Genomic DNA, 26,138 nt, shown 5'->3' with positions numbered 1-26,138 from the left:
GCGCCGTTTCACGTGGGCCGATGCGAGAACGGGCCAAGCCCGAACCGCTCCAAAGCAGACTCCACGGACAACGCGAATTCCCGCTCGGCCAGGCCGCGGGTACGCGTATCCAAGTACGCCCAACCCAGTGACGGGTCGATCAACTGCACCTCGAGCACCCGGGCACCTACCAGATCGACTCGCGCATAGAGCAATTCGTCGACACCCACACCCGTGGAGGCCGCCGCCGCGGCCAGCGCGGCGGCCCCGACATCCCACACTTCGAAGTCCGGCTCCTGCTGATGCAACGCGTCCTCCACTGAGACGAACGCGTGCGACGGCCGGCCGCCGACGAAGATCAGCACCGTGTGCGGCGCGGATTCCACCGGCTGCACCAGCACAGTGCGGCCGGCGGCATGCAGTTGGGCGATATGGCTCTCGGCCGCGGACCGGTCCGTGAAACGCCGCGTTCCGGTGCCGACCGACGGACTAATGAACGCCTGCCCCACGCCCTGCAGCACCACCGGATCCCCTGGACGGTACGCATGACCCGGCACGATCGGGACTCCGCGGTCCGCCAGGTCCCGCAGATAGTGGCGTTCGGCGTTCCAGGCCACCACCGCCGCGGGGTTGAGCAGGTGGGGCACGGTTGTGGTCCACGCCAGGAATCGGTCGAGCCGCTCACTGTAATCCGAAGTGGCTCGCAGGATCACCAGATGTGCGTCGGCGATGTCCGGGTCGTGCCACGACAGCCAGCGGGCGTGCAGGCCCCGCCCGCGTAGCGCGGCGACCAGCCCGGCGTCGTCGCCGTCACCGGCGAGTTGGTGTGGACATCCAGCCAAGACGATGTGCGGGTGGAACACGTCCGGTCGGGCCAGCTTCATGCTCGGGCATGATATCCACGTGCACGCAATCGAAGTCAGCCAAACCGGCGGTCCCGAGGTCCTGAACTACGTCGAGCAGCCCACGCCCGAACCGGGTGACGGCGAGCTGTTGATCCAGGCCGAAGCCATCGGCGTCAACTACATCGACACCTACTTCCGCTCCGGCAATTACCCTCGCCCGTTACCGTTCATCCTCGGTTCGGAGGTCGCCGGGACGGTTGCGGCGCTGGGCGCGGGTGACGGCTCGGGTTTCGCCGTCGGCGACCGGGTGGTGAGCGCGTCGGCATCGGGCGCCTATGCCGAATTCTCCACCGCGCCAACAACGTTGACGACCAAGCTGCCTGACGATGTCACCGCCGAAGTGGCCGCTTCGGTCCTGCTGAAGGGTTTGACCGCGCATTACCTGCTGACGTCGGTATACCGCGTGCAAGGCGGCGACAATGTGCTGGTGCACGCCGGCGCCGGCGGGGTGGGGCTGATCTTGACGCAGTGGGCCCACCATCTCGGCGCGCGGGTGATCACCACCGTCTCCACCGACGAGAAGGCTCGCCGGTCCAAACAGGCCGGCGCCGACGAAGTGCTTCCCTACCCCGAAGACCCCGCCCAGTTCGGCGACAAGGTGCGCGCGCTGACCGACGGGGAGGGCGTGGCCGTCGTTTACGACGGCGTTGGGGCCAGCACCTTCGACGCCAGCCTGGCCAGCCTGGCCGTGCGCGGCACCCTGGCGCTGTTCGGCGCCGCCAGCGGACCGGTTCCGCCGTTCGATCCGCAGCGGCTCAACGCCGCGGGATCGGTGTATCTCACCCGGCCGTCGCTCGCGCACTTCATCCGCAGCGGCCAGGAGTTCAGCTGGCGCGCCGGTGAACTGTTCGACGTGATCGGCAGCGGCGCCATCAGCGTCGAAGTCGGTGGACGCTATCCCTTGGCCGAAGCGGCTCGGGCTCACCAGGATCTACAGGGCCGAAAGACAACCGGCTCGATCGTGCTCTTGCCGTGAGTCCTCAGAGCAAGGTCGGCAGCGCGATGACCGAGTCGACCGCCAGCGCGCAGAACACCACCGCCAGGTAGTTGTTCGACTGCAAGAACAGCCGGAGCGGTTTCACCGGCTCCCCCGCGCGTACCCCGGCGTAGAGCTGGTGCGCCATCGCCAGGAACCACACTCCGGCCACCAGCGCCACGGCGGCGTACAACCAGCCCGTCGCCAAGGCCAGGGCCAGCGTCGCCAGCACGGTCAGCCAGGTGTAGATGAGGATCTGCTTGGTGACCTTCTGCTCGGTGGCCACCGCGGGCAACATCGGCACCCCGGCCGCTTTGTAGTCCTCCTTGTACCGCATCGCCAATGCCCAGGTGTGCGGAGGTGTCCAGAAGAAGATGATCGCGAACATCACCAGCGCCGGCCACGTGATCGTCCCGGTGATGGCCGACCATCCGATCATCACCGGCATGCATCCGGCCGCGCCGCCCCACACGACGTTCTGGGAGGTGCGGCGCTTCAGCAGCAGGGTGTAGACGAAGACGTAGAACGCGATGGTGGCCACGGCCAACAGACCGGACAGCAGGTTCGCCGTCCACCACAACCAGAAGAATGAGCCGACGCTCAGCACCAGCCCCAGGACCAGGGCATTCCTGGTGGGGACCGCCGCGCGGGCCAGCGGCCGGCGCGCCGTGCGTTTCATCACCTTGTCGATGTCGGCGTCGGCTACACAGTTGAGCGTGTTGGCGCCGGCGGCGGCCATCATGCCGCCGATCAGCGTGTCGAGGATCAGCAGCGGATGCACCGTGCCGCGGTTGGCGAGCAGCATCGCCGGAATCGCGGTGACCAGCAGCAGCTCGATCACCCGCGGCTTGGTCAAGGCCACATACGCCAAGACACTCGCGAGAGCCCGGCGGGCGGTGCCAGTCCTTCGGCTCGGCGCGACGCGCCCGCGAACGCTCACGCATCAACTCCTCAGGGATTGCAGCCGCGCGCGGCTTCTACTACGCACGATGGTAGACCGGATGACCACCGGGGCAGCGCCGCAGGGTCGGTTCAGGAGATTGAACCGGGTTCGGCACCCGGAATGCAAAGCGGGAATCGCCAACATCCATTTTTCACATCGCGCGCGTTGGGTACACCCCATTCTGGGCCTGCACCAGCCCCCCATCCGGCACTAGGGTGGGATTGATCAGTTTGATGACCTAGTACTGAGGACTGAACTTTGACCACTACCGAAGAGATCTCCGCCCTCACTCAACCGCGCCACCCCGACGACTGGACCGAGATCGATTCGGCTGCGGTCGACACGATCCGGGTGCTGGCCGCCGATGCCGTCCAGAAGGTCGGTAACGGCCACCCCGGGACGGCGATGAGCCTGGCCCCGCTGGCCTACACCTTGTTCCAGCGCACCATGCGCCACGATCCCAGCGACACGTACTGGCTGGGCCGCGACCGGTTCGTGCTGTCGGCCGGGCACAGCAGCCTGACCCTGTACTTGCAGCTCTACCTCGGCGGATTCGGCCTCGAGCTGTCCGACATCGAGTCGCTGCGCACCTTCGGGTCCAAGACGCCCGGCCACCCGGAGTTCCGGCACACCAAGGGTGTGGAGATCACCACCGGCCCGCTGGGTCAAGGACTTGCCTCGGCGGTCGGGATGGCCATGGCATCGCGCTACGAGCGCGGCCTGTTCGACCCCGACGCCGAGCCGGGCACCAGCCCGTTCGACCACTTCATCTACGTCATCGCCTCCGACGGCGACATCCAGGAAGGCGTCACTTCGGAGGCGTCCTCGCTGGCCGGCGTGCAGGAGCTGGGCAATCTGATCGTCTTCTACGACCGCAACCAGATCTCCATCGAGGACGACACCAACATCGCGCTGTGCGAGGACACCGCCGCCCGGTACCGGGCTTACGGCTGGCACGTGCAGGAGGTCGAAGGCGGCGAAAACGTCGTCGCCATCGAGGAAGCCATCGCCAACGCCAAGGCAGTCACCGACCGGCCGTCGTTCATCTCGGTGCGCACCATCATCGGCTATCCGGCGCCCAACCTGATGAATACCGGGAAGGCGCACGGCGCGGCCCTGGGCGACGAAGAGGTTGCCGAGGTCAAGAAGATCCTCGGCTTCGACCCGGACAAGACGTTCGAGGTGCGTGACGAGGTGCTCGCACACACCCGCAAGCTGGTGGACCGGGGCAAGGAAGCCCACGAGAAGTGGCAAACGGAGTTCGACGCCTGGGCACAACGCGAACCCGAGCGCAAAGCGCTGCTGGACCGGTTGACGGCCGAGGAGTTGCCCGACGGCTGGGACGACGAGCTGCCGCACTGGGAGCCAGGATCCGATGAGATCGCCACGCGTAAGGCGTCCAATGAAGTGCTGAACAAGATCGGCCCCAACCTGCCCGAGTTGTGGGGAGGTTCGGCCGACCTGGCGGGCAGCAACAACACCACCATCAAGGGTGCTGACTCGTTCGGGCCGCCGTCCATCTCGACCAAGGACTACACCGCGCATTGGTACGGCCGCACACTGCATTTCGGTGTCCGGGAACACGCCATGGGCGCGATCCTGTCCGGCATCGTGCTGCATGGCCCCACCCGCGCCTATGGTGGCACCTTCTTGCAGTTCTCCGACTACATGCGTCCGGCGGTGCGGTTGGCGTCGTTGATGGACATCGACACGATCTATGTGTGGACCCATGACTCGGTGGGTCTGGGCGAAGACGGCCCTACCCACCAGCCGATCGAGCACCTGTCAGCTCTGCGCGCCATCCCCAACCTGTCGGTGGTGCGCCCGGCCGACGCCAACGAGACGGCCTACGCCTGGCGCACCGTGTTGGCCCGCGGCAACGGCAGCGGACCGGTCGGGCTGATCCTGACCCGACAGAACGTGCCGGTGCTGGAAGGCACCAACGCCGACGGTGTTGCTCGCGGCGGCTACATCCTGGGCGACGACGGCGGTGAGGATCCTGACGTCGTGCTGATCGCCACCGGGTCTGAAGTGCAACTCGCCGTCGCGGCCCAGAAGTTGTTGGCCGACAAGGACATTGTCGCCCGGGTGGTGTCGATGCCGTGCGTGGAGTGGTTCGAGACCCAGCCGCAGGAATACCGCGACAGCATCCTGCCGCCGTCGGTGTCGGCGCGGGTGGCCGTGGAAGCCGCCGTCGGGCAGTCCTGGCACAAGCTGGTCGGCGACACCGGCGAGATCGTCTCGATCGAGCACTATGGCGAATCCGCCGATTACAAGACCTTGTTCCGTGAGTACGGCTTCACCCCGGAAGCCGTCGCCGACGCGGCGGAACGAGCACTGGACAACTGAGAAAGGGTGATCCAGATGACCCAGAACCCTAACCTTGCCGCATTGAGCAAGGCCGGAGTATCCGTGTGGCTTGACGACCTGTCCCGCGACCGGTTGAAGTCCGGCAATCTGCAAGAGTTGATCGACACCAAGAGTGTCGTCGGGGTGACCACCAACCCCTCGATTTTTCAGAAGGCGTTGGCGGACAGCGACACCTACAACGACCAGATCGCCGAACTGGCCGAGCGCGGTGCCGACGTGGAGGCCACCATCCGCACGGTGACCACCGACGACGTCCGCAACGGGTGCGACGTACTGCGCCCGCAGTGGGAGTCCTCCGACGGCGTCGACGGCCGAGTGTCGATCGAGGTCGACCCCCGCATGGCGCATGACGCGGACAAAACCATTCAGCAGGCCGTCGAGTTGTGGAAGATAGTTGACCGGCCCAACCTCTTCATCAAGATCCCGGCCACCGAAGACGGCATCCCGGCCATCAGTTCTGTTCTGGCGGAGGGTATTTCGGTCAATGTCACGTTGATCTTCTCCGTCGAGCGTTACCGCGCCGTCATGGACGCCTACCTGGAGGGGCTGGAGAAGGCGCGCGAAGCCGGCCACGACCTGTCCAAGATCCATTCCGTCGCTTCGTTCTTCGTGTCCCGGGTGGACAGCGAGGTGGACAAGAGGCTGGAGAAGATCGACTCCGACGAGGCGCGGGCACTGCTCGGCCAGGCCGCTGTCGCCAATGCGCGGCTGGCCTATGCGGCGTACCAGGAGGTCTTCGAGGGCGGTGAGCGGTTCGAGGCGCTCAAGGGCGACGGCGCCCGGGCGCAGCGACCGCTGTGGGCGTCGACCGGCGTGAAGAACCCCGACTACTCCGACACCCTCTACGTCACCGAGCTGGTGGCCCCGAACACCGTGAACACCATGCCGGAGAAGACTCTTGATGCCGTCGCCGACCACGGTGAGATCAAGGGCGACACCGTCAGCGGCACGGCCTCCGAGGCGCAACAGGTCTTTGACAAGTTGCAGGACATCGGCATCGACCTGGACGACGTGTTCATCGTGCTGGAGAACGAGGGCGTGGAGAAGTTCGAGGAGTCTTGGAGCGAGCTGCTCAAGGAAACCCAGGCGCAGCTCGACTCCGCGGACAAATGAGTCCACACTCCGCCGCTGCCGACTGGCAGAACCCGTTACGGGACAAACTGGATAAACGACTTCCCCGGATCGCGGGCTCGTGCGCGATGGTGATCTTCGGCGTCACCGGCGACCTGGCCCGCAAAAAGGTGATGCCCGCCATCTACGACCTGGCCAACCGCGGGCTGCTGCCACCCACGTTCGGCCTGGTCGGCTTCGCCCGCCGGGATTGGGAGACCCAGGATTTCCAAAAGGTGGTGTACCAAGCCGTCAAGGAAAACTGCCGCACACCATTCCGGCAGGAGAACTGGGATCGGCTGGCCGAGGGATTCCGGTTCGTGCCAGGGGCTTTCGACGACGACGACGCGTTCGAACGGCTCGCCGAGACGCTGGACAAACTCGACGCCGAGCGCGGAACCGGCGGCAATCACGCCTTCTATCTGGCGATCCCGCCCAAGTCGTTCCCGGTGGTCTGCGACCAGCTGCACCGGTCCGGACTGGCCCGCCCGCAGGGCGACCGGTGGAGCCGAGTGGTCATCGAGAAGCCGTTCGGTCACGACCTGGACAGCGCCCAGGACCTCAACAAGTCGGTCAACGCGGTGTTCCCCGAAGAGGCCGTCTTTCGCATCGACCACTACTTGGGCAAAGAGACGGTCCAAAACATCCTGGCGCTGCGATTCGCCAATCAGTTCTTCGACCCGATCTGGAATTCGCATTATGTAGACCACGTGCAGATCACCATGGCCGAAGACATCGGCCTCGGCGGCCGGGCCGGCTACTACGACGGCATCGGCGCGGCCCGCGACGTCATCCAGAACCACCTGATGCAGTTGCTGGCGCTGACGGCCATGGAAGAACCGGTCAGCTTCAATCCACAGGCGCTGCAGACCGAGAAGATCAAGGTGCTGTCGGCGACCCGGCTGGCCGAGCCGCTCGATGAGACCACCAGCCGGGGCCAATATGCCGCCGGCTGGCAGGGCGGGGAGAAGGTGGTCGGCCTGCTCGACGAAGAGGGGTTCGCCAAAGACTCCACCACCGAGACGTTCGCGGCCATCACGTTGGAGGTAGACACTCGCCGGTGGGCCGGGGTGCCGTTCTACCTGCGCACCGGAAAACGGTTGGGCCGCAGGGTCACCGAAATCGCCATGGTGTTCAAGCGCGCACCGCACCTGCCGTTCGACGCCACCATGACCGATGAGCTCGGCGCCAACGCCATGGTCATTCGGGTGCAGCCCGACGAGGGCATCACCCTGCGGTTTGGCTCCAAGGTGCCCGGCAGCGCGATGGAAGTCCGCGACGTCAACATGGACTTCTCCTACGGGTCGGCGTTCGCCGAGGACTCGCCGGAGGCCTACGAGCGGCTCATCCTCGACGTGCTGCTCGGTGAACCGTCACTGTTCCCGGTCAACGCGGAGGTCGAATTGGCTTGGGAGATACTGGATCCGGCGTTGGACAACTGGGCGTCGCACGGCAAACCGGATCCCTACGAGGCGGGGACGTGGGGCCCGGAGTCCGCATTTGAGATGCTGCGCCGCACCGGTCGCGAATGGCGGCGGCCGTGATTGCGCGTAAGGAGGAGCGGCGCAGATGATTCCCGCCGGCGACGATGCAGAGCGAAGCGATGAGGAGGAGCGGCGCACATGATTGTCGACCTGCCGGAAACCACCACGACGGCGATCAACAAGAAGCTCGACAAGCTGCGTGACGAGATCGGCGCCGTCACGATGGGGCGGGTGCTGACGCTGATCATCGTGCCCGACAGCGACGCCGTCCTCGAAGAATCCATCAAGGCCGCCAACGACGCCAGCCACGAACACCCCAGTCGCATCATCGTCGCAATGCGCGGTGACCCCTACGCCGACCAGGCGCGCCTGGACGCCCAGCTGCGCGTCGGCGCCGACGCGGGCGCGGGCGAAGTCGTCATTCTGCAACTGTCCGGGCCGCTGGCCAATCACGCCGACAGCGTCGTCATCCCCTTCCTGCTGCCGGACATCCCGGTGGTGGCGTGGTGGCCCGACATCGCCCCAGCGAAACCAGCCGAGGATCCCCTGGGCAAGTTGGCTATTCGCCGGATAACCGATGCCACCAACGGCACCGACCCGTTGTCGGCGATCAAGAGCCGGTTGCCCGGTTACACCGACGGGGACACCGATCTGGCCTGGAGCCGTATCACGTACTGGCGGGCGTTGCTGACCTCTGCCGTCGACCAGCCGCCGCACGAGCCGATCGAATCCGCACTGGTGTCGGGCTTGAAAACCGAACCGGCGCTTGACGTGTTGGCCGGCTGGCTGGCCAGCCGGATCGACGGTCCGGTGCGCCGGGCGGTCGGAGACCTGAAGGTCGAACTGGCGCGCAAGAGCGAAACCATCGTGTTGAGCCGCCCCCAGGAGGGGGTGACGGCCACCCTGAGCCGTACGGCCCGGCCAGACGCCCTGGTTCCGTTGGCGCGCAGGGAAACCGGCGAGTGCCTGGCCGAGGACCTGCGTCGGCTCGACGCCGACGAGATCTACCACGACGCGCTCGAAGGCATCAAGAAAGTGGAGTACGTGTGAGCCCCGACGTGCAAGTGTTCCCGGACAGCGACGCCTTGGTATCGGCGGCCGGCGACCGCCTGATCGAAGTCATCCGGTCCGCCATCGCGGATCGGGGGCGGGCGCTCATCGTGCTGACCGGCGGCGGCAACGGCAACGCCCTGATGAAGTACCTGCGCTCCCGGTCGACCGACATCGACTGGTCGAGGGTGCACTTGTTCTGGGGGGACGAACGTTACGTCTCCGAAGACGACGACGAGCGCAACGAAAAGCAGGCCCGGGAGGCGTTGCTGGATCACGTGGACATTCCCGCCAGCCAGGTGCACCCGATGGCCGCCAGCGACGGTGAGTTCGGCGGCGACCTCGATGCGGCGGCGCTGGCCTACGAGCAATTGCTGGCCGCCAACGCCGACGGCGGCGAACCGGTCCCGAACTTCGACGTGCACCTACTGGGTGTGGGCCCGGAAGGTCATATCAATTCGTTGTTCCCCGACACCGCGGCGGTGCGCGAGACCACCCGCATGGTGGTGTCAGTCGACGACTCGCCCAAGCCGCCGCCCCAGCGAATTACATTGACGCTGCCCGCTGTTCAGCGGTCTCGACAGGTATGGCTGTTGGTGTCCGGCGGCGGCAAAGCCGACGCGGTGGCCGCCGCGATCGGCGGGGCCGACCCGGTGTCGTTGCCGGCGGCCGGAGCGGTGGGCCGCGAGGCGACGCTGTGGCTGCTCGACCAGGACGCCGCGGCCAAGCTTCCTGGCTGAACGCGTCGGGGTCATAATGACCCCCATGGCAGACAGAACCATGCGCGGCGGGCCCGAGCGAAGCCGACTCAAGACTCTGACTCAGGCCGCGTTGAACGCTGACAAGACGGTGGAGCAGGTTGAAGACGTGCTCGACGGTCTGAGCAGCACCATGCAGCAGCTCAACCAGTCACTGTCGAACCTCAACGCCACGGTCGAGCGGATGGAGACCGGCCTGGATCACCTGGACGGAACACTGTCGAGCCTGGACGACCTGGCCAAGCGGCTGATCGTCCTCGTCGAGCCGGTGGAAGCGATTGTCGCGCGCATCGACGACATCGTGACCATGAGCGAGACGTTGATGTCGCCGATCTCGGTCACCGAGCATGCGGTCCGGGGCGTGCTGGACCGGTTGCGTAATCGCACCGTGCGGTAGTCCGCCTCACATCTTGGTGCGCCGGGCCAACGCAAAGCAGTACAGCCCGTAGGTGATGATCCCTAGTCCGGCGACAATCAACAGCGCCACTCCGTACGGTTGTGCGCCAAGCGTTTTCAGGGCGCCATCGAGTCCGGTGGCCTTCTTGGGCTCCGAGCGCAGCGCGGCGACCACGACCAGCGCACCGGCGGCGGCGATCACTGCACCCTTACCGATATAACCGACCGTGCCCAGTCGTCGCACCAGGTTTCCGGACCGGCCGTGCAAGTCGTCGAGGAAGTTGCGGCTGGCGCCCTTGTGGATGTGGTAGACGCCGACGCCGACGACGATCAAGCCGCAGGCGATGAGCGCGACAGTGCCCGCGGTGTTCTGCATCAGCCGCGCACTGACCGTCGAATTCTGCTCACTGGCGGACTTGCCTGTGCCGCGGGCGAATCCGAACGTGGAGTAGGCGAATGCCAGATAGACCGCCGCGACCCCGAACGCCTTCGCCCGGTCCAGCACTCCCGACGACGACGAGCCGTCGCGCGCTCGATCGGTCGCGCGGCCCAGAAAGGTTTCGATCAATCGCCACATACCCAACGTCAGGAGTGTGATGGCGGCGATCCATAAGGCGAAGGTCCCGCCCGGTTTGGTCGCCAAGGCCGCCAGCGCCCCGGACTGATCCGCACTGCTTCTGTCACCGAAGGCGACCCGGATGGCCAGGTAGCCGACGATCAGGTGCAACAGCCCGCTCGCGACAAAGCCCGCCCGAGCCAATCGTTCGAAGACCCTGTTCTGGGCCAAGTCGGCCGGGGAGACAGACGTCGCGTTGTCGGACATCTGGCCCGGATGCCCGTTATCCGCTGTTGCGTAACGCGCTGGCCAACCCATTCATCGTCAACAGGATGCCGCGCTGCACCAACTCGTCGTCCTCACCCGAGCGGTACCGGCGCAACAACTCGACCTGCAAATGGTTCAACGGCTCCAGGTAAGGAAACCGGTTGAACACCGAGCGGGCCAGCGCCGGATTGTCGGCAAGCAGATCGTCTTGACCGGTGATCAGCTTGTACATGGTGATGGTGCGGTGGTGCTCGTCGACGATCTTGTCAAAAACCCTGTGCCGCAACGACTCATCGTCCACCAACTCGGCGTACCGGGCGGCCAGGCCCAAGTCGCTCTTGGCCAGCACTTGCGCCATGTTGGACAGCACGCTGCGGAAAAACGGCCAGCGCTGATACAGGTCATGCAGGGTCTGCTGGCGCTCCTCACGGCTTTCCGGCCCCGCCGCGATCCACTGCTCGAAGGCCGTGCCGGTGCCATACCAGCCAGGCAGCATCACCCGCGATTGGCTCCACGCCAGGACCCATGGGATGGCCCGCAGGTCGGAGATCGACTCGGTGGGTTTGCGTGAGCTCGGGCGGCTGCCGATGTTGAGCGAGCCGATCTCACTGACCGGTGTGGACGCCTTGAAGTACTCCACGAATCCCGGTGTGTCGTGCACCAATTCGGCGTAGGCGCGCTGCGCCAGGCCGGCCACCTCGTCGAGCACCGCGTAGGCCGGCTCGGCTTCGTCACCGAGGCCCTCGACATCGAGCAGGGTCGATTCCAGGGTGGCGGCCAGCAGGCTCTCCAGGTTGCGACGGGCCATCTGGGGTTCGGCATACTTGGCGGCGATCACTTCGCCCTGTTCGGTCAGCCGCAACGAGCCGTTCACCGCCCCGGGCGGCTGGGCGAGGATGGCCTGGTAGCTTGGCCCGCCGCCGCGCCCCACGGTACCGCCGCGACCGTGGAACAGCCGCAACCGAATCCCGGCCTTGCGGGCCGCCTCGACCAGGGCCAGCTCGGCGCGGTAGACCGCCCAGCTGGAAGCCAGATAGCCACCGTCCTTATTGGAGTCGGAGTAGCCGAGCATCACTTCCTGGATGTCACCGCGGGCGGTGATCATGCCGCGATACACCGGGAGATCGAGCATCGCCTGCACGATCGCCGCACCGTTGTGTAGGTCGTCGATCGTCTCGAACAACGGCGAGATACCGACCGGGCAGTACGGCTCGTCGCCGGAGGCGTCCAGCAGCCCGGCTTCCTTGAGCAAGATCGCGGCCTCCAACATGTCGGACACCGACCGGCACATGGAGATGACGTAGTTGGGCACCGCGGCCGGGCCGTACCTGTGCACCGCGTGGGCGGCGGCCTTGACGATGTCCAGCTCTTTGCGGGCCAGGTCGGAGAGTTTCGCCCCGGCTCGCACCAAGGGGCGTCGGGTGGCGAGTTCGGCGGCCAACAGCTCGACCCGTTGGTCTTCGGGCAACGAGGTGTAGTCGTGGTGCACACCTGCCCAGGCCAGCAGCTCGGCGACGACTTCCTCGTGCACATCGGAGTTCTGCCGCAGGTCCAGGCCGGACAGGTGGAAACCGAAGATGTGCACCCCTTCGCGCAGCAACGCGAGCCGGTCATCGGCCAGCAGCGCGCTGCCGTGGGTCCGCAGCGACGCATCGATGGTGTCGAGGTCGGCTCGGAGCTCGGCCGGGGTGTCGTAAGCCGGCAGACCGAGGTCAAGTGTGTGCTGGGGTTCTTCGTCGAGGATGGCGGCGGCCGTCGCGCTGAGCCTGGACCGGATGACCCGGACCGCCCGTCGATACGGTTCGTCGGAGCGAGCCTTCTCCTGGCAGGCCTCGGCCAGCGCCTCCAGCTCAGGGGTGACGCTGAGCAGCCGGGACGACATGGACAGCTCCTGCTCCAGGGCGGTGAGTTCGGCCAGGTAGTGCGCCAAGGCGGTGTAGGCGGCGCCGCCGGTGGCCAGCCGCACCACCTCGGCGGTCACGTTGGGGTTGCCATCGCGGTCCCCACCGATCCAGGAGCCGGGCTGCAGGATGGGCTCGGAAAGCAGATCGGCATCGGGCCACCGCTGCCGCAGCGCTTGGCGGACTTCGGCGTTGACTATCGGAAGCACCTCGAAAAAAGCCGATGAGTACAACCGCAGCCCGACGGCGATCTCGTCGTCGATCTGCAGGCGCGACAACCGGATCAGCGCGGTCTGCCACAGGGTCAGGACCTGGCGGCGCAACTCCGATTCGATGCTGCGGCCGTTGTCGGTTTGGGTGTGCCCTTCGGCGTGCAGCCGCATCAACTCGGTGATGCGGCGCTGGGTGACGAACACGGTGCGCCGACGGGTTTCGGTGGGGTGAGCGGTGATGACCGGGGACACCACGGCACCGGTCAGCGCCTCGGCCACCGTGGCCGGATCCAGCTGCGCGGCGTCGAGTTTGCGGTAGGTCGCGGCCAGGCTGCTGTCCTGCGGCGGTTCACCGGCGGCGACATGAATGGCGCGGCGCCGCTCCCGGTGGATGTCTTCGGCGACGTTGGCCAGCAGCGCGAAGTGGCTGAACGCCCGGATGACCGGGATGGCTTGGTGGATGTCGATACCTTCGAACATGCGTGACACCTCGGAGCGGTCGATCTCCGACCGCCGCACCCGGAACGACTCCACCCGCGCGCGCTCGACAAGCTCGAACACCTCGTCGCCGTTCTGTTCGCGCACGGTGTCACCCAGGATGGCGCCCAGCAGCCTGATGTCGGCCCGCATCGGCTCGGTCGCATCACGGCCCAGCTTGGTCCGATGGACGTCGCCGATGGGCTCGAGTGCGGTGTCGGATACCTCAACCATGCGTCCCAGTATTAGCGACCTTCCTGCCCGGCGCCTGTCGTCTCCCTTCGCGTTCGGTAGGCTGCCGGTCATGGAATTGGCCCTGCAGATCACCTTGGTGGTCACCAGCGTGCTGGTCGTGTTGCTGGTGCTGCTCCACCGGGCGAAGGGTGGCGGCCTCTCGACGCTGTTCGGCGGTGGGGTGCAGTCCAGCCTGTCCGGGTCGACGGTGGTGGAGAAGAACCTGGACCGGTTGACGCTGTTCATCACTGGTATCTGGCTGGTGTCCATCATCGGCATGGCCCTGCTGATCAAGTACCGCTGATCGGCTCTTGAACTACCCGCTGTACGGCCAGCCGTACCGGCCCCAGCAGCCCTTCGGCGCGCGGGTTCCCGGACCGCAGCAGTTTGGGCAGCCGCACCCCGGCATCGCCGTCACCACGCATTTTTCGCCGCTGTCCTTCATGCTGGCGCTGTTCAAGCCCAAGGTTTTGATTGACGGCTACGAGGCACCGGTCACCGGCTGGGGCCGCGCCGTGCTGCCGGCCCAGCCTGGCCGACACCGCGTCCACGTGCATGTGCCGTATCTGCTGCCTTCGAAAATCGGGGCGGCCGACACCGTGGTGGACGTCTATCCGGGTCGTCTGACCGAACTGGAGTACAAGGCGCCGGTGTGGGCTTTCAGCCCCGGCGCGCTGGGTTATCCACCGCAGCCCTACAACGGCGTGAGCATCCTGCTCGCGGTGCTGGCGATCTTGGTGGCCGTGCCGTTCCTCTTGCTGTTCTTGCTGGTGCTGATCGCCATCTGACCGATGGCGCCGCTCAGCCGGCGGCGCTGAGGATTTTGATCGCGAACACGAGCGAGTCGCCCGGTCGGATTCCGGCGCTGGGCTGGCCTTCGGGGTAGCCGTCCGCCGGCGTCATTGCAACCCCGACCGTGGACCCGACCTTCTGTCCGGCGATGGCCTTCTGGAAGCCGGTGATGACGCCGGTGAGCGGGAAGTCGACCGGGGCGCCCCGTTCGTAGCTGTTGTCGAAGATCGATCCGTCGCGTCCGTTGACGCCCATGTAGCAGACGGAGACCCGGGCGATGTTCGAGACGATCGGCCCGTTTCCGGCCTGCAAGGTGTGCACTTGGGTCTGGTTGACGCTGAACGGGGTGGTGACGTTTACCCGCGGTGCTGTCGTGTCGGTGGACCCGGTGATCGCGACGCTGCCGGTGGTGCCGTTCAGCGTCCAGTCCGGCGCTGCGCCGTTCTGTGGTGCCGCCGTTGGGCAGGAACCGGCCGCGGCCGCCGGGCCCGGCGCGGCGAAAGGCAGCAAGGTTGCCGCGACACAGGCTGCCAGCGCGACGAAGGAGTAGTTCCGCGAGAAAGTCACGGCCGTCACGCTACAGATGCCGATTGCCTTCCTCTGATGGCGGCCGGTCTGTCGCCGCTCAGCCGATGAGTTTCGGCGGCCTGGCCGGTCCAACCGTGGGACGGCAGTCGAGAGCGAGTGCCGCGGACCACAGGAGCCACCGATGCACGCCACCATCTTCGTCCACCTGCCCGTCGCCGACATCGAGCGCTCGCGAACCTTCTTCACCGACCTCGGTTACACGTTCAACGAGGCGTTCTGCGACGAACGAGCCCTCGCGCTGGTGCTGGGCGAGAATCAGTTCGCCTTGCTGACTCAGACCGCATTCTTCGACAGCTTCCATCCCGTCGAAACCACCGACGCGTCCAAGGCCAAAGAGTGCGTCGTGTGTCTGAGCGTCGAAAGCCGTGCCGCGGTGGACGCACTGGTGGACCGCGCTATTGCCGCCGGCGGCACCGCCGGTGACACCGAGGATGAGGGGTTCATGTACGGCCGCAGTTACGACGACCCGGATGGCCACTCTTGGCAGATCTTCTGGATGGACCCGCAAGCCGCCTAGAACCCCCGCACAGGTGCATTCCGGCTAACAAGAGTCGAAACGTTGGCGAAGGTTGATCAAGTAGCTCTGACACCAGTTCGGGAGTGACTTGGCTCGCCGCGGGGTGCTGGTCTCACGCTGGTCGGTTCCGGTGACCCTTGATCTTGAGATTCGCGGATCCCGTGGCGTCCGATTCACCCAAGGCAAGCCCCGTCTGCCGCAGGACCGTTGACCGGATCATGGGAGTGCTGCGGTGCGGCGCCAGCCCTCTCGGCGATGCCAACTGTGCGTCCAACCGCCCGTTCGACAGGCCGCGCAACTTTGCTCGCGTCATTCCCGGACGGATTTCTATGTTTGCCCGAAGTCGGTGACGGCGGTTCGGCCGGCCGGTGCCATACCAGTGCGAATCGTCAATAGCGGACGTACTGCGCCGCAATTATTGCCGGTGGCCGGGAAAGATGTCACAGTACAAGGGTGTCGGGCGCGCTCAACCTACCGGTTACTGGCGGCCTGAGCGGGCCTTTGCCCGATGCGGCCGGCTAAGAGGGGACCGGGGGTTCGGGATGGTGCTGGGACACGTCGTCGGCCGGCAAGCAGAAGAGCAGGCGCTACGCGAGTTCATCGGCGCAGTCCCACGCGAGCCTCGGGCGCTGATCCTCGAAGGCGACGCAGGCATCGGAAAGACAACGTTGTGGCTGGAAGCCCTGGAATGCGCCCGACGGAACGGCATTCAAACCCTGAGTTGTCGAGCCGCCGGCGCCGAGTCGGTAATGGCTTACAGCGTGCTAGCGGATTTGCTGAGCGAAATCGACGAATCTAGTTGGGCGAACCTGCCTGAGCCACAACAACATGCCTTGGACGGTGCGCTGCTGCGTCGCCGCCTCGACGGTGACGACATCGACCCGCGAGCGGTGGCAGCGGCGTTTGTGTCCGTCATCCGCCACCTTGCCGCTGACCGACCCGTGTTGATTGCGATCGACGACCTGCAATGGGTGGATGCCTCCAGCGCGAACGCGGTGTCCTTCGCGGCGCGACGACTTCCCGTGGGAGCCGCCCTCTTGTGCACCGTTCGTACCGAAGAGCCTGGACCGCAGCTGCGGCTGCCAAAACTCGACGACGTACATCGGATTCGTTTGCAGCCGTTGACCTTAGCCGAGCTGCGGCAGGTGTTGCTGGTTCGCCTGGGTACGTCTTTCCCACGGCCCACGCTGCTGCGTCTGCACCAGATCTCTGATGGCAATCCGCTGTTCGCCTTGGAGCTGGCGCGACAAATGGGTCCGGCACTCGACAGTTCGGCAGCGGGCTTGCCGCACAGTCTCGACGAGGTGGTGAGCGGGCGGGTCCGGCGAGTCAGTGCCGGCGCGGAAGAAGCGCTGCTGGCCATGGCCAGCTTGCCTGATCCCACGACCTCGGTGGTGGCCCGCGCCGCCCGCACCACCCCGGACCGCCTCGCCGAATCCCTCAGTGAAGCCGAAGCCCACCGCGTGGTGGCCATCGACGGCCACCGGTTGCGCTTCACCCACCCGATCCTGTCGCACGGCGTCTACAGCGAGGCGTCGCCGCGTCGCCGTCGCGACATGCATCGCCGGCTGGCCGAGCTGGTCGACGATCCCGAATTGAAGGCTCGGCACTTGGCCCTGTCCAGCACCACCGCCGAACCAGCGACCGTGGCGGCGCTCGACATGGCCGCCGACATCGCGCGCCGACGCGGAGCGCCCGCCGCCGCCGCCGAACTGCTCGAGCTCGCCATCGCACTGGGCGCCGATGATCCGGCGCGCCGGATTCGTTGCGCCACTGACCATTTCGATGCGAGCAACCCCGGTTCGGCACGGCAGATGCTCGAAGAGGTGCTCGACGGGCTCCCGCAGGGCGCCGCGCGTGCCGAGGCTCTGCATCAACTGGGTCTGGTTCGCCTCTACGACGACAGCTTCCCCGAAGCGGCGGAGATCTTCGCGTCGGCGCTGGCCGACGCCGACCTCGACCCCAGCCTGCGGGTGCGCACCCTGATCTCATCGTCCTACGCACTGCTCAATGCCGGACAGCTCGCTCAAGGTTATGAGCACGTGCAGCGCGCCGTCGCCGAGGCCGATGAGCTCGACCTGGCAGAATTGTGCAGCTCCGCCCTTGGGATGCGGGCGATGATGGATTTCATGGCCGGCCGCGGCGTCGATCATGCGGCCTTGGAACGCGCCGTATCCGCAGGGGTCCCCAACCGCCGGCTTCCGGTGCCTTTTCGACCGCAGGTGCAAGTGATTCTGTTGCGCGCGTGGACGGGTGAACTTCACGCCGGACGCGAGGGGCTTGCGGCGCTGCACCACCAATGCACCATTTCCGGTGAAGAAGGCGAGTTGATCTTCGTCGGGTTCCACCGCACCTTGATCGACATCTGGCTCGGCGATCTGCCCAGCGCGGCCCAACTCGCCGACGAGACGATGGAACGGGCAACGCAGCTCGGCGGGGACTTGCCTTTGTTCATCGCACTGACCCTGCGGGCCGCGGTGGCCGCGCACGCCGGTCGCTTCGACGAGGCTCGCCGCGACCTCGACGATGCCATTGCGGCTGCTCAACGCTGCGGCTCTAGGCGGCTGGCGGAATGGCCCGCCACCCTCGCCGGATTCATCGGTGTGTCCTGTGGGGACTACCACGAAGCGCTCAGTGCACTCGAACCCCTGCTGCCGATGGTGCAGATATTCCCGGACGCCAGCGAAGTGATCACCTCCTCGTTCGTGCCGGAAGCCGTTGAGGCGATGGTCGGCCTGGGTCGGCTCGACGACGCCGAGCCGCTGATTGACACGCTGGAACGCAATGGCCGCCGGCTGGACCGCGCCTGGACACTGGCGCTGGCTGCGCGTTGCCGAGCCATGCTGCAAGCCGGTCGCGGCGAACTCGCCGCAGCAACCGCGACCGCCGAGGTCGCGCTGGCCGAACACCAGCGCTTGCCCATGCCGTTCGAACACGCCCGGACCCAACTGCTGCTGGGCCAACTGCAACGACGACAACGCCAGCGCGACAATGCCGTTGCCACCTTGCAAGAGGCGCTACGAACTTTCGAGCAACTCGGCACGCGGGCATGGTCTGAGCGCGCCCAAGCCGAACTGGCGCGATGTCGCTCGGGTAAACGCCCTTCCACCTCGCTCACGCCGACCGAGAAGCGGGTCGCCGATCTGGCGCTTTCCGGCATGACCAACCAGGACATCGCCGCGGCGATGTTCATCAGTCCGAAAACCGTCGAGGTCAACCTCACTCACGTCTATCGCAAACTGAAGATCCGCTCCCGTACGGAATTGCACCGAGTGCTCCGTGCGGAGGTTGAGATTCCATATGAGTAGGAAAATCCCTGATGTGAGGGCCCACCGACCTGGTTAACGTCATGACGATGGCGAACAGTGGCGCGCACCCGGAGCAGTTCCTGGTCGAATGGTACGGACCGCAAGCGCCCGTGCAGACCATCGTCGACATCGCCGGACTCCTCGCCGACCATGCCACCGCGATCTCGGCCCGCGGCGCCGAGGTGCGACTGCTGATGGCCATGGCCATACCGGCAGACGAATACGCATTCGGCGTCTTCGCCGCGGAATCGGCGAACACTGTCGCGCAGGTATGCAACGACGCCAACGCGCCAGCCGAACGCATCAGCAAAGCCATCGGCTGGGTGCACACGTAGCCGGCACGGCTGCAAACGCAGACAAGACCCGCGTTACCGAAAGTGTAGGGAAATCCCTAATTGATCGGCTGGCCGTCCGGGCCTTAGCTGATAGCCATCGTGCGGGTGGTGTGGCGTCGTCGGCGCGTGAGATCGACGTCGAGGTGGCGACATTCATCCGGAACAAAAAGGGTCGGACCGCAAGTGACTTTTGCCGATGTTGAGGTGTCGCGAGAGCAGACACCCCCGATACAGAGGAGAGCAGCGGTGAAGCGTGGGATCGTCGTCGGCGTAGCCAGCGTAGGCATCGTGGTGGCGAGCTGTGCCGGTTGTTCGAGTAACAAGTCGAACCAGGGAGCATCGAACCCGCCGGCGCCGGCGGCCGCCCCACCGCAGGTCATCGTCGACGGCAAGAACCTGAACGTCACCGGTCCGGTGACTTGCAACCCGAACGGCGACAACATCAACGTCGGTATCGGCGACGCGGCCAACGGTATTGGCGCGGTGGTCAGCAAGGACAACCCGCCGATCGTGCATGCGGTCGGACTGGGGACCGTCGACGGCGTCACGCTCGGTTTCTCCGACGCCGCGCCAGGCCAAGGCGGCAACGCCGGAGCCGCGGCCAGCGGCAAGTCGTTGCAGATCAAGGGCACCGCAGTGGGGCCCGACTTGAGCAATCCGCAGGAGCCAAAGCAGGTATCGAAGTCGTTCGAGTTTTCCGTCACGTGCCCGTAGTGGGAGCGCACGCCCACACACAGCGTTCGGGTAGAAGCCCTAGAGGGGGATGTAACCAATGACCATGAAACGCCTGGCCGCAGCGGCGGCCGTTGCCGCGGGCCTGGGGATGTATGCGACGGCGTTGGATGCGGGCTTCGCCAGCTCCGACCCGTCGCCCTGCCCGAACTGGAACAAAGCCTGTAGCGGCGGCACCAGTCCGGCCAATCCCGGCCCGGGTTACGGAGGTACCGGTACCGTGCCGCCGCCGAGTTCGAGTGTTCCCGGAGCGGGCAGACCCTCGGCGACAGCGACAGTTACCAGTCCGGCGCCAAAGCCGACCGCCTCGGCACCGCCGACGACGTGGAGCGGCGCGCCGCAACCCACCACTCCCCCGACGACCGGGTGGACGACGACGATGGCGCCGCAGCCGACGGCGACCTCAACCTGGGGCGGCAGCACGCCGCAACCGTCGCCGACTGGGCAATGGGGTGGCAGCACGCCCCAGCCATCGCCTACCGGGCAATGGGGCGGCAGCACGCCGCAACCGTCGCCGACCGGGCCGTGGGGCAGCGGCGCGCCGCAGCCGACCGGAGCCGGACCGTGGGGTGGCGGCACGCCACAACCCACCGGAGCCGGACCATGGGGCGGCGGCACACCGCAACCCACCGGAGCCGGACCATGGGGCGGCGGCACACCGCAACCCACCGGCCAGGGCGGCTATGGGACACCGGTGCTCGACGCGCCGCCCAAGCAGCCGGACCACCCGCCGTACTATCCGCCGCGCGGTGACATCCCTCGCGGCAACCCGCAGTATGGCGGCCCCGTCGACTTGCCAACCGGCTTCTGGATCCCGGGGCGCGGAGCACCCACCCCACCGCGGCCGAGTGGCTACGGCTGGAACGACGGCCCGCCGCCTGGCTATCCCCCGCCCAACTGGGAAGGTCCGCCGCCCGCTGGTGGCTGGAACGGCCCGCCGCCTCCCGGTGGTTGGAACCGTCCCTGGGTCGGACCGCCGCGCGACGTGAGCTACGGACAGCGCTTCTTCGCACCGTTCACCTACAACACCTACACCGTGATTCCGGTGTTTAACTGGCAATACGGTGGTTGGGGCTACTGGTTCGACGGCATTTGGGCCCCGCTGTACTGAACGGGAAGGGCCGGTCGGGCTCCGGTCGCGCTAGGGCAGGGGCCCCCCGGCGGCGATAGCCGCCAGCGTCGCGAACTGCTCCCCGTCCAGGGACGCACCACCGACGAGGCCGCCGTCGACGTCTTCTTGGGCCACCAGGTCGCCGACGTTCTTGGCGTTCACCGAGCCGCCGTAGAGCACCCGGACACTGTCGGCGATCTGCGGTGAGGCCAGCGAGCCCAGTTCCTTGCGGATCGCCGCACACACCTCTTGGGCGTCGGCGGAGCTGGCTACCCGTCCGGTGCCGATGGCCCAGACCGGTTCGTAGGCGATGACGACGTGGCCGATCTGCTCGGCGGACAGGCCGCCCAGCGAGCCGCGTAGCTGTTCGAGGTTGTGCTCTAAGTGATTTCCGGCTTCCCGGACCTCGAGGTGCTCGCCGATGCAGACGATCGGGGTCAGTTCGTGCTTGAGCGCCGCGGCGGCCTTGGCGGCGACCAGGGAGTCGGATTCGTGGTGATAGGTGCGCCGCTCGGAGTGGCCGACCACGGCGTAGGTGCAGCCGAGCTTGGCCAAAAATGCCCCACTGATCTCACCGGTGTAGGCACCGGAGTCGTGTTGCGAGACGTCTTGTGCGCCATAGGTCAGGCGTAGCTTGTCCCCGTCCACCAGGGTCTGCACGCTGCGCAGATCGGTGAACGGCGGGATCACCGCGACGTCGACCTTGTCGTAGTACTTGTCCGGCAGCGAGAACGCGATCTTCTGCACCAGCGCGATCGCCTCGAAGTGGTTGAGATTCATCTTCCAGTTGCCGGCGATCAACGGCTTGCGCGTCACGAGTCTCCTCCGGTCGGCTGCGGCTCCCCGAGCACTGCGATGCCCGGAAGTGTCTTGCCCTCAAGGTATTCCAGCGACGCGCCACCTCCGGTGGAGATGTGGGAGAACGCGTCCTCGCCGATATTGAGCGCGCGTACCGCGGCCGCCGAGTCTCCCCCGCCGACCACGCTGAACGCACCCTTGCCGGTGGCGGCGACGATGGCCTCCGCGACCCCCTTGGTGCCCGCGGCGTAAGCCGGGAATTCGAAGACGCCCATCGGCCCATTCCAGAAGACGGTCCTGGCATTGGACAACAGGTTGGTGAACCGCTTGACCGAGCCCGGCCCGATGTCCAATCCCATCAAGTCGTCCGGGATGGCGTCGGCGTCCACCGTCCGGGGCGGGGAGTCGGCGGCGAACTTCTCGGTCGCGACAATGTCGACAGGCAACCGCAGCACGTCGTGGTAAGTCTCCAGCAGCTGGCGGCAGGTGTCGATCATCTCCTCTTCCAGCAGCGACTTGCCGACCGAATGTCCCTGTGCGGCAAGGAATGTGAAGCACATTCCGCCGCCTATGACGATGCTGTCGGCCTTGGTCGCCAGGGACTCGATGACGCCCAGCTTGTCCGACACCTTCGATCCGCCGAGCACCACCGCATACGGCCGCTCGGTCGAGCTGGTCAACTGCTCGAGCACCCGCACCTCGTCGGCGACCAAGGTGCCGGCATAGTGCGGCAACAAAGTGGCGACGTCGTACACCGACGCCTGCTTGCGGTGCACGACACCGAAGCCGTCGGATACGAATGCGCCACCAGGACTGACCAATTCGGCCAGCTGCCGGGCCAGTGCCAAGCGTTCCCCGTCGTCCTTGCTGGTTTCTCGCGCATCGAAGCGGACGTTCTCCAGCAACAGGACGTCACCGTCGGTCAAACCCTCGGAGCGGGCCAACGCGTCGCCGCCGACGACGTCACCGGCCAACTGCACATGCCGACCCAGCTGCTCCCCCAGCGCCGCGGCGACCGGTGCCAGCGACAGCTTCGGGTCTGGCCCGTCCTTCGGGCGGCCCAAGTGCGCGGTGACGACCACCTTGGCGCCGGCTTCCACCAGCGCCCGCAGCGTCGGGACCGATGCAGTGATCCGGCCGGGATCGGTGATCTTGCCGTCGTCGAGCGGGACGTTCAGGTCGCAGCGCACCAACACGCCGCGACCCGAAACACCGTCGGACAGCAGGTCTTCCAGCGTCGGAATAGCCACGGCTGCCCTGTCCTACAGGGACTTGCCGACCAGCTCGACCAGGTCAACGAGGCGGTTCGAGTAACCCCACTCGTTGTCGTACCAGGAGACCACCTTGGCCTGGCTGTCGATCACCTTGGTCAGGCCCGAGTCGAACAGCGAGCTGTGCGGATCGGTGACGATGTCGCTGGAGACGATGGGCGCGTCGTAGTACTTCAGAATGCCTTTGAGCTTGCCCTCAGCGGCGGCCTTGAACGCTGCGTTGATGTCTTCCACGCTGGCCGACTTGGACAGATCGGCGGTCAGGTCGGTGACCGAGCCGGTGGGGATCGGCACGCGCAGCGCGTACCCGTCCAGCTTGCCCTTGAGGTTGGGCATCACCAGGCCGATCGCTTTCGCCGCGCCGGTCGAGGTCGGCACGATGTTCAGCGCGGCGGCACGAGCGCGGCGCAGATCCTTGTGCGGGCCGTCTTGCAGGTTCTGGTCCTGGGTGTAGGCGTGGATCGTGGTCATCAGGCCGCGCACGATGCCGAATTCGTCGTCGAGCACTTTGGCCAGGGGCGCCAGACAGTTGGTGGTGCACGAGGCGTTGGAAATGATGTTCTGGCTGCCGTCGTATTTGTCGTCGTTGACGCCCAGCACGATGGTGATGTCTTCGTCGGTCGCCGGGGCGGAGATGATCACCTTCTTGGCGCCGGCCTCCAAGTGCCCCTTGGCCTTGGCCGCATTGGTGAACAGACCGGTGGATTCGACGACGACGTCGACGCCGAGGTCTCCCCAGGGCAGCGCCGACGGGCCCTCTTTCAACGCCAGCGCCTTGATCTTGTTGTTACCCACGACGATGGTGTCCTCACCGTCGAGGCTGACGTCAAAGGGCAACCGGCCCAGGATCGAGTCGAACTTGAGCAAGTGCGCCAGGGTGTTGTTGTCGGTGATGTCGTTGACCGCCACCACCTCGAGGTCGGCGCCGCCATGCTCTTTCTGGGCCAGCAAGGCCCGGTAAAAGTTGCGTCCGATTCGACCAAAGCCGTTAATGCCTACTCGGACCGTCACGTCTTTCTCCCTTGTCGTATTACTCGGCTAAAGAACCGCTCGTGGTCAGCCTAGTTGAGTACGGCAAACCCTTGCCGGGCCGGTCAACGGGGGTGACGTGGCGCACGTCCGCGGAATGGTTGAAGGGCACCGACGGACGTGTGTGACAACCATCCGTGATGCCCTTCCACCTGGAAGATTAAAGGACCGTCGGGGCCGATTGCGGCAGATTTGAAGTGCCCTCCGTCACATCCACATCCAGGGCTGTGTCGCGGGCTGTTTCGCGCCCGCTATCCGCTGCCGAGGCCGGCCAAACGTAACAATTTGAAACGACGCGGTGCGCCGCGGCATGTCTTCCACATTTGCTCCTGACAATCGTCTCGGTCGGCTAGACACGAGTTCAGTAAGGCATATGCGTGTTTGCTGCACCGACTGCGGATACCCGAGCGCGAATAAAGAGGAGTCAACGCTGATGACGGTCTTTGATCGGTTGCACATCAAAGTTGTTGCCACCGTTGGGTTATGTGGGATCGCCTTAGCGTTGAGCCCGGAAGCTGCGGCCAGCCCGTTCAAAACCGGCGGCGGCTACGCCTGCTATCAGGGGCAGTCAGGCGAGCTGGCGCCGGCAGCCGGCGGACCCGGAGCGGCCGGCGCACCGGCCGCCGCCGGTGGCGCTGGAGCAGCGGGCGGCGCGGGAGCGGCGGGCGCACCGGCACACCCGGGCTGCTACCCGTGCGACACCGCCACCGCACCGGCGTCCGGCGGGCCCGGCACGCCGGGAGGCGCCGGCGGACCCGCACCAGCGGGAGGACCTGCTCCAGGTGGTGGTTCGACACCGTCCGGTGGTCCTGCACCGGCTGCCAGCGGCCAGGTATGCACGGCCAGCGCTCTGCTCAATGACATGGCCGGGGTGCCCGTGGTGGTGCCGGGTCCGGTTCCCGCGGTGCCGGCCGGTGCGCCACTCATTGACCTTGCCGGGCCGGTCCCGGTGGGCGCTCCGGTCCCGGTGGGCGCCCCGGTCCCGGTCGGCGCCCCGGTCCCAGTCGGCGCCCCCGTCCCGGTCGGCGCCCCCGTGCCGGTCGGTGCCCCGGTCCCGGTCGGCGCCCCCGTCCCCGTCGGCGCCCCAGTTCCAGTCGGCGCCCCCGTGCCGGTCGGCGCCCCCGTGCCGGTCGGCGCCCCCGTTCCCGTCGGTGCCCCCGTTCCCGTCGGTGCTCCGGTGCCGGTGGGTGCGCCGGTCGTCGCGCCGATGCCGGCTGGGGTTCCGTTGATCGCGCTGGGGCCTGTGCCGGCGGGTGCGCCGGTACCGGCCGGTGCTCCCATCACCGACATGTCGGGGAGCTACACGGGCAAGGGTGACCCCACCGGTCCGGCACCGGCCGGCGGCCCGGTGCCCGGCCAGCCGTTCCGGCCCGGCCCGGCCGGCGGTGGCGCGAGCTGAACCAGCCGCCGCCGCACCGACGTCTGCCGCACGCACTGCGCCGGCGGGCGCGCCGAAAGCGTCGTCGACGCTCCCCGGTCACTTTCCTATTCAGCACTTCGTTAATAAAGGAATCGGAGTCATGCGTGCGGTTATTCGATGTTTTCTCACGGTCATCGCAATTGCTGCGACGGTGCTTTCGAGTCAGGGCGGGGTAAGCCTGACGGCTGCAAGTAACCCGTACGCATTTGCCGTCGCGTCGGTCCTACCGAGGCGCGGTGAGACAGTCGGGGTGGCGCACCCCGTCATAGTGACGTTCAAAGCGCCCATGACCGACCCGGCCAACCGTCGCGCTGCCGAGCGGGCCATCCAAGTCACCTCCTCGCCCGGGCTGACCGGCAGGTTCGAATGGCTGGACAACCACGTCGTGCAGTGGGTTCCCGACCGATTCTGGCCCGCACACGGCACGGTGGCTCTTTCGGTGGGCACCGTGGCGACGGACTTCAAAACCGGTCCAGCGGTCATCGGCGTCGCCAGCATCTCCAATCACACCTTCACCGTGAGCGTCGACGGCGCACCGGAGGGTCCGCCGCCCTCGCTGCCTGCACCGCACCACCGGCCGCATTGGGGTGAAGACGGCGTGATGCCGGCTTCGATGGGC

The 26,138-nt window shown here is 66.6% G+C and carries 23 protein-coding genes and 2 pseudogenes; 17 read left to right on the top strand and 8 right to left on the bottom strand.

Annotated elements, in window-relative coordinates; translation table 11 throughout:
- Nucleotides 1-8 precede the first annotated feature (8 nt).
- Complete coding sequence (locus A9W95_RS01820; protein WP_067408941.1) at nucleotides 9-863, bottom strand: hypothetical protein; 855 nt, start codon at nucleotides 861-863, stop codon at nucleotides 9-11.
- Between the two features lie 19 nt (nucleotides 864-882).
- Here A9W95_RS01820 and A9W95_RS01815 point away from each other — a divergent pair, with 19 nt between their 5' ends.
- Nucleotides 883-1,860: a quinone oxidoreductase gene (locus A9W95_RS01815; protein ID WP_067408964.1), complete on the top strand. Its 978-nt coding sequence runs from the start codon at nucleotides 883-885 to the stop codon at nucleotides 1,858-1,860.
- Between the two features lie 4 nt (nucleotides 1,861-1,864).
- On the opposite strand, the gene A9W95_RS01810 is transcribed toward A9W95_RS01815, so the two are convergent.
- Nucleotides 1,865-2,800 (bottom strand): heme o synthase, encoded by a 936-nt coding sequence (locus A9W95_RS01810; protein ID WP_067408940.1) that lies wholly within the window; start codon nucleotides 2,798-2,800, stop codon nucleotides 1,865-1,867.
- A gap of 261 nt (nucleotides 2,801-3,061) precedes the next feature.
- Here A9W95_RS01810 and tkt point away from each other — a divergent pair, with 261 nt between their 5' ends.
- From tkt to A9W95_RS01780, 6 genes are all read left to right on the top strand, one after another.
- Nucleotides 3,062-5,152: a transketolase gene (tkt, locus tag A9W95_RS01805; RefSeq protein ID WP_067408939.1), complete on the top strand. Its 2,091-nt coding sequence runs from the start codon at nucleotides 3,062-3,064 to the stop codon at nucleotides 5,150-5,152.
- 15 nt (nucleotides 5,153-5,167) lie between these two features.
- Entirely contained in the window at nucleotides 5,168-6,286 is a 1,119-nt protein-coding gene (gene tal / locus A9W95_RS01800) for a transaldolase (protein ID WP_067408963.1), read from the top strand.
- Entirely contained in the window at nucleotides 6,283-7,827 is a 1,545-nt protein-coding gene (gene zwf, locus A9W95_RS01795) for a glucose-6-phosphate dehydrogenase (RefSeq protein ID WP_067408938.1), read from the top strand. The genes tal and zwf overlap by 4 nt, the downstream gene beginning before the upstream one ends.
- A gap of 78 nt (nucleotides 7,828-7,905) precedes the next feature.
- Nucleotides 7,906-8,817: a glucose-6-phosphate dehydrogenase assembly protein OpcA gene (opcA, locus tag A9W95_RS01790; RefSeq protein ID WP_067408937.1), complete on the top strand. Its 912-nt coding sequence runs from the start codon at nucleotides 7,906-7,908 to the stop codon at nucleotides 8,815-8,817.
- Entirely contained in the window at nucleotides 8,814-9,557 is a 744-nt protein-coding gene (gene pgl / locus A9W95_RS01785; RefSeq protein ID WP_067408936.1) for a 6-phosphogluconolactonase, read from the top strand. Before opcA ends, pgl begins: the two co-directional genes overlap by 4 nt.
- Nucleotides 9,558-9,573: 16 nt before the next feature.
- Nucleotides 9,574-9,972, top strand: a complete 399-nt coding sequence (locus tag A9W95_RS01780) for an ATPase (RefSeq protein WP_067408935.1) — start codon at nucleotides 9,574-9,576, stop codon at nucleotides 9,970-9,972.
- A gap of 6 nt (nucleotides 9,973-9,978) precedes the next feature.
- Here the strand turns inward: A9W95_RS01780 and A9W95_RS01775 are convergent, their stop codons facing one another.
- Nucleotides 9,979-10,794, bottom strand: coding sequence for a DUF1206 domain-containing protein (locus tag A9W95_RS01775; protein WP_067408934.1), 816 nt, complete (start codon nucleotides 10,792-10,794; stop codon nucleotides 9,979-9,981).
- Nucleotides 10,795-10,810: 16 nt separating this feature from the next.
- The gene (gene ppc / locus A9W95_RS01770; protein WP_067408933.1) at nucleotides 10,811-13,618 is read right to left on the bottom strand and encodes a phosphoenolpyruvate carboxylase; all 2,808 of its coding nucleotides are present in this window, start codon (nucleotides 13,616-13,618) and stop codon (nucleotides 10,811-10,813) included.
- A gap of 70 nt (nucleotides 13,619-13,688) precedes the next feature.
- On the opposite strand from ppc, the gene secG reads away from it, so the two are divergent.
- Both secG and A9W95_RS01760 read left to right on the top strand, forming a co-directional pair.
- The gene (gene secG / locus A9W95_RS01765; RefSeq protein WP_067408932.1) at nucleotides 13,689-13,922 is read left to right on the top strand and encodes a preprotein translocase subunit SecG; all 234 of its coding nucleotides are present in this window, start codon (nucleotides 13,689-13,691) and stop codon (nucleotides 13,920-13,922) included.
- A gap of 7 nt (nucleotides 13,923-13,929) precedes the next feature.
- Nucleotides 13,930-14,406, top strand: a complete 477-nt coding sequence (locus A9W95_RS01760; protein WP_067408931.1) for a hypothetical protein — start codon at nucleotides 13,930-13,932, stop codon at nucleotides 14,404-14,406.
- A 13-nt stretch (nucleotides 14,407-14,419) separates the two neighbouring features.
- Here the strand turns inward: A9W95_RS01760 and A9W95_RS01755 are convergent, their stop codons facing one another.
- Nucleotides 14,420-14,986, bottom strand: coding sequence for an FKBP-type peptidyl-prolyl cis-trans isomerase (locus A9W95_RS01755; RefSeq protein ID WP_067408930.1), 567 nt, complete (start codon nucleotides 14,984-14,986; stop codon nucleotides 14,420-14,422).
- A 133-nt stretch (nucleotides 14,987-15,119) separates the two neighbouring features.
- Between A9W95_RS01755 and A9W95_RS01750 the strand changes: the two genes are divergently transcribed.
- The 5 genes from A9W95_RS01750 (at nucleotide 15,120) to A9W95_RS27600 (ending at nucleotide 21,001) form a co-directional block, all read left to right on the top strand.
- Nucleotides 15,120-15,515, top strand: coding sequence for a VOC family protein (locus tag A9W95_RS01750; protein ID WP_067408929.1), 396 nt, complete (start codon nucleotides 15,120-15,122; stop codon nucleotides 15,513-15,515).
- A 542-nt stretch (nucleotides 15,516-16,057) separates the two neighbouring features.
- Nucleotides 16,058-18,823: an AAA family ATPase gene (locus A9W95_RS01745; protein ID WP_067408928.1), complete on the top strand. Its 2,766-nt coding sequence runs from the start codon at nucleotides 16,058-16,060 to the stop codon at nucleotides 18,821-18,823.
- 47 nt (nucleotides 18,824-18,870) lie between these two features.
- Nucleotides 18,871-19,158, top strand: coding sequence for a hypothetical protein (locus tag A9W95_RS01740; protein ID WP_067408962.1), 288 nt, complete (start codon nucleotides 18,871-18,873; stop codon nucleotides 19,156-19,158).
- 246 nt (nucleotides 19,159-19,404) lie between these two features.
- Nucleotides 19,405-19,872, top strand: a complete 468-nt coding sequence (locus A9W95_RS01735; RefSeq protein ID WP_067408927.1) for a lipoprotein LpqH — start codon at nucleotides 19,405-19,407, stop codon at nucleotides 19,870-19,872.
- A 58-nt stretch (nucleotides 19,873-19,930) separates the two neighbouring features.
- Entirely contained in the window at nucleotides 19,931-21,001 is a 1,071-nt protein-coding gene (locus A9W95_RS27600) for an MAP_0585 family protein (protein WP_253851524.1), read from the top strand.
- Nucleotides 21,002-21,031: 30 nt separating this feature from the next.
- Here the strand turns inward: A9W95_RS27600 and tpiA are convergent, their stop codons facing one another.
- The 3 genes from tpiA to gap are packed head-to-tail and all read right to left on the bottom strand — an operon-like array spanning nucleotide 21,032 to nucleotide 24,081.
- The gene (gene tpiA / locus A9W95_RS01725; RefSeq protein ID WP_067408926.1) at nucleotides 21,032-21,817 is read right to left on the bottom strand and encodes a triose-phosphate isomerase; all 786 of its coding nucleotides are present in this window, start codon (nucleotides 21,815-21,817) and stop codon (nucleotides 21,032-21,034) included.
- Nucleotides 21,814-23,049, bottom strand: coding sequence for a phosphoglycerate kinase (gene pgk, locus A9W95_RS01720; RefSeq protein ID WP_067408925.1), 1,236 nt, complete (start codon nucleotides 23,047-23,049; stop codon nucleotides 21,814-21,816). Before pgk ends, tpiA begins: the two co-directional genes overlap by 4 nt.
- A 12-nt stretch (nucleotides 23,050-23,061) precedes the next feature.
- Nucleotides 23,062-24,081 carry a type I glyceraldehyde-3-phosphate dehydrogenase gene (gene gap, locus A9W95_RS01715; protein WP_067408924.1) on the bottom strand — a complete coding sequence of 340 codons (1,020 nt, stop codon included), beginning with the start codon at nucleotides 24,079-24,081 and terminating at the stop codon, nucleotides 23,062-23,064.
- A gap of 451 nt (nucleotides 24,082-24,532) precedes the next feature.
- Here gap and A9W95_RS28340 point away from each other — a divergent pair.
- The 3 genes and pseudogenes from A9W95_RS28340 to A9W95_RS01705 all read left to right on the top strand — a co-directional run.
- Nucleotides 24,533-24,745 (top strand): annotated as a pseudogene (locus tag A9W95_RS28340) (beta-xylosidase); the annotation flags it as partial.
- 171 nt (nucleotides 24,746-24,916) lie between these two features.
- Nucleotides 24,917-25,498, top strand: a pseudogene (locus A9W95_RS28335) (beta-xylosidase); the annotation flags it as partial.
- A gap of 121 nt (nucleotides 25,499-25,619) precedes the next feature.
- Nucleotides 25,620-26,138 (top strand): Ig-like domain-containing protein (locus A9W95_RS01705; RefSeq protein WP_253851523.1); only part of this gene is annotated, 519 nt, incomplete at its 3' end.

This window comes from Mycobacterium sp. 1423905.2 (assembly GCF_001673155.1).
Classification (GTDB): Bacteria; Actinomycetota; Actinomycetes; order Mycobacteriales; family Mycobacteriaceae; genus Mycobacterium.
This window is presented reverse-complemented; position numbering and strand designations above follow the sequence as displayed.

Excerpts from the sequence above, each read along its gene's own strand:
- A9W95_RS27600 (WP_253851524.1), top strand. The coding sequence starts at position 19,931 with ATGACCATGAAACGCCTGGCCGCAGCGGCGGCCGTTGCCGCGGGCCTG.
- opcA (WP_067408937.1), top strand. The coding sequence starts at position 7,906 with ATGATTGTCGACCTGCCGGAAACCACCACGACGGCGATCAACAAGAAG.
- zwf (WP_067408938.1), top strand. The coding sequence starts at position 6,283 with ATGAGTCCACACTCCGCCGCTGCCGACTGGCAGAACCCGTTACGGGAC.
- ppc (WP_067408933.1), bottom strand. The coding sequence starts at position 13,618 with ATGGTTGAGGTATCCGACACCGCACTCGAGCCCATCGGCGACGTCCAT.
- A9W95_RS01775 (WP_067408934.1), bottom strand. The coding sequence starts at position 10,794 with ATGTCCGACAACGCGACGTCTGTCTCCCCGGCCGACTTGGCCCAGAAC.
- secG (WP_067408932.1), top strand. The coding sequence starts at position 13,689 with ATGGAATTGGCCCTGCAGATCACCTTGGTGGTCACCAGCGTGCTGGTC.
- A9W95_RS01780 (WP_067408935.1), top strand. The coding sequence starts at position 9,574 with ATGACCCCCATGGCAGACAGAACCATGCGCGGCGGGCCCGAGCGAAGC.
- A9W95_RS01820 (WP_067408941.1), bottom strand. The coding sequence starts at position 863 with ATGAAGCTGGCCCGACCGGACGTGTTCCACCCGCACATCGTCTTGGCT.
- A9W95_RS01740 (WP_067408962.1), top strand. The coding sequence starts at position 18,871 with ATGGCGAACAGTGGCGCGCACCCGGAGCAGTTCCTGGTCGAATGGTAC.
- A9W95_RS01750 (WP_067408929.1), top strand. The coding sequence starts at position 15,120 with ATGCACGCCACCATCTTCGTCCACCTGCCCGTCGCCGACATCGAGCGC.
- A9W95_RS01745 (WP_067408928.1), top strand. The coding sequence starts at position 16,058 with ATGGTGCTGGGACACGTCGTCGGCCGGCAAGCAGAAGAGCAGGCGCTA.
- tal (WP_067408963.1), top strand. The coding sequence starts at position 5,168 with ATGACCCAGAACCCTAACCTTGCCGCATTGAGCAAGGCCGGAGTATCC.